The sequence below is a fragment of the Neisseria sp. P0021.S005 genome (genome assembly GCF_051956955.1).
On sequence record NZ_JBQCWY010000380.1, the window covers coordinates 1 to 2919 of the forward strand.

Sequence of the window (2919 nt, forward strand, 5' to 3'; positions counted from 1 at the left end):
GTCAATCAGATGTTGTATGATGGTTTGCAGATGTTGCAACACCGTGGTCAGGACGCAGCAGGTATTGTTACTGCCGAAGGCAATATATTTCATATGCACAAGGGCAAAGGCATGGTGCGCGAAGTGTTCCGCACCCGCAATATGCGCGACTTGGTCGGTAATGCAGGCATTGCACATGTCCGCTATCCGACTGCAGGCAATGCGGGCAGCAGCGCAGAAGCCCAGCCGTTTTATGTCAGCTCCCCATTCGGCATTGTTTTGGCACACAATGGTAATCTGACCAATACCGAAGAGCTCTATGAAAACGTATGCAACAAACACCTGCGCCACGTTAATACCAGCTCCGATTCTGAAGTCCTACTCAATGTATTCGCGCACGAATTACGCCGCGAAGTCTCTAAAAATACAGCCCCTTATCAACTTACCATCGACAATATTTTCAACGCCGTTTCCGAAGTACACCGTTTGGTGCGTGGCGCATACGGTGTCGTAGCCATGATTGCCGGATATGGCATGCTGGCTTTCCGGGATCCTTTCGGTATCCGTCCGTTGGTTTTGGGTTCGCAAATTGACGAATCCGGCAAAAAATCTTATGCCATTGCCTCCGAATCCGTTGCCTTTAATGCACTTGCCTATGATTTGGAACGCGATATCCAGCCGGGAGAAGCCGTATTTATTGGTTTTGATGGCACGATTATTTCCCGTCAATGCAGCGATAAAGCCAAATTAAGCCCTTGTCTTTTTGAATATGTTTATTTTGCCCGCCCGGACTCCGTCATCGATGGCGTTTCCGTTTATCAGTCCCGTATGGATATGGGCGTATCTTTGGCAGAAAAAATCAAACGCGAGTTGCCTGTCGATGATATCGATGTCGTGATGCCGATTCCTGATACCAGCCGACCCAGCGCGATGGAACTTGCCGTCCATCTCGAAAAACCATATCGCGAAGGTCTGATTAAAAACCGCTATATCGGCCGCACTTTCATCATGCCCGGACAAGCAACGCGTAAAAAATCAGTACGCCAAAAACTCAGTCCGATGGAAACCGAGTTTAACGGCAAAAGCGTTTTGTTGGTGGATGATTCCATTGTGCGCGGTACGACCAGCCGTGAAATCGTTGAAATGGTACGCGCGGCAGGTGCACGCAAAGTCTACATTGCTTCCGCTGCTCCCGAAGTGCGTTATCCGAATGTGTACGGTATCGATATGCCGACCCGTGAAGAACTGATTGCAAACGGCCGCAGCGCGGCAGAAATCGCAGCCGAGATTGGCGCGGATGGCATCGTCTTCCAAAACTTAGAAGACTTGGAAGCAGTAGTCAAAGCACTCAATCCAAAAATCGAATCCTTTGATTCTTCATGCTTTAATGGTGTTTATCAAACCGGCGATATCGACGAAGCGTATCTAAACCGTCTCTCTACCGAAAAATCAGGTTGTGGCGGTTTGAAAATTCATCCAAGCAAAATGGAACACAGCATCAGTATCAGCGATAGTGATGATGATGAAGAATAAAGTAAATTGACTTACAATAAAGGCCGTCTGAAAATTAATGTTCAGACGGCCTTTAATTATGTTATAGACACATTATGAGTACCGAAACCAAAAATTACATCACACCTACCGGTTGGCAGGCATTGAAAGACGAACTTTATCATCTGGTCAACAAAGAACGCCCAGAAATCGTCCAAATCGTTAACTGGGCGGCAAGCAATGGCGACCGCAGCGAAAATGGCGACTATCTTTACGGCAAACGCCGTATGCGCGAAATCGACCGCCGTATCCGCTTCCTAACCAAACGCTTGGAAGCCGCCGTTGTCGTCGATCCAGAAGCGCGCGAAGCCACGGACCAGATTTTTTTCAGCGCCACCGTTGGTTTATTGCGCGGAGACGGTCGTGAACAAACCGTCAAAATCGTCGGCGTAGATGAAATCGATACTGCTAAAAACAAAATCTCATGGATTTCCCCTTTGGCGCGCAGCCTGATTAAAGCACGCGAAGGCGATGAAGTTGTCTTGAATACACCGGAAGGGCGTGAGGTTATAGAGATTCTGTCGGTGGAATATATTAAGATTGACTGATTATGCGTGAATAAAAACTATAAAGGCCGTCTGAAAAATATATTTTCAGACGGCCATCTACACTTTTAAGATTTTCCGGCTTTATCCCCGATTTTGCTTTCTTTGCCTTGAATCAGGTTTTGAATATTGCTTTTATGGCGGTACAACACCAATGCTGCAATGAATACGGTTGCCCATGCCCAAGAGGCGTGTGGCATCATGAAGAAGGCGAAGATTGGGGCACAGACGGTGGCGACCAGTGCAGCGAGGGAGGATACTTTGAAACCGAATGCCATGACCAGCCAAATTAAGGCACAGAGCAGGGCGGTTGCAGGGGAGAGGGCGAGCAAGACACCCAATGCGGTGGCTACGCCTTTGCCGCCTTTAAAATTGAAAAATATTGGCCACATATGACCGACCAATGCGGCAATGGCGACCAGGGCTATCGTTGCATCCGATAAATCTAAAGCATCTTGCAGACAGCGTGCCAAGATGACGGCAACCAAGCCTTTTACTGCATCGCCGAGCAAGGTCAGTGCGGCCGCTTTTTTCTTACCGCTGCGCAAGACGTTGGTGGCACCGGGGTTGCCGGAGCCGTAAGTGCGCGGATCGTCCATGCCGTAATATTTTGATACGATGACGGCAAAAGACAGGGAGCCGATAAGATAGGCGGCAATAATGGCGAGTACATTGAACATTTTGGGTGCTTTACTTAAAATGGGAACGGTTATTCTATCAAAAAAACGGACAGGCAAATGGATAAAATCTTTTTGTACGGCATGAAGGCCGATACTTTAATCGGCGTATATGATTGGGAACGCGAGCGTAAACAGACTTTGATTTTGGATTTGGAAATCAGTGT

At 47.9% G+C, this 2919-nt stretch carries 4 protein-coding genes; 3 read left to right on the plus strand and 1 reads right to left on the minus strand.

Annotated features, from left to right (window positions below; genetic code table 11):
• Both purF and greB read left to right on the plus strand, forming a co-directional pair.
• Window positions 1–1512: amidophosphoribosyltransferase (purF, locus tag ACTHUE_RS14435; protein ID WP_440423830.1), on the plus strand; the 1512-nt coding region annotated here is incomplete at its 5' end.
• Between the two features lie 74 nt (window positions 1513–1586).
• Window positions 1587–2078, plus strand: coding sequence for a transcription elongation factor GreB (gene greB, locus ACTHUE_RS14440; RefSeq protein ID WP_049336518.1), 492 nt, complete (start codon window positions 1587–1589; stop codon window positions 2076–2078).
• A 65-nt stretch (window positions 2079–2143) separates the two neighbouring features.
• Here the strand turns inward: greB and plsY are convergent, their stop codons facing one another.
• Window positions 2144–2755: a glycerol-3-phosphate 1-O-acyltransferase PlsY gene (gene plsY / locus ACTHUE_RS14445; protein ID WP_004520155.1), complete on the minus strand. Its 612-nt coding sequence runs from the start codon at window positions 2753–2755 to the stop codon at window positions 2144–2146.
• A 57-nt stretch (window positions 2756–2812) separates the two neighbouring features.
• On the opposite strand from plsY, the gene ACTHUE_RS14450 reads away from it, so the two are divergent.
• On the plus strand, window positions 2813–2919 hold a 107-nt coding region (locus ACTHUE_RS14450), incomplete at its 3' end, for a dihydroneopterin aldolase (RefSeq protein ID WP_440423832.1).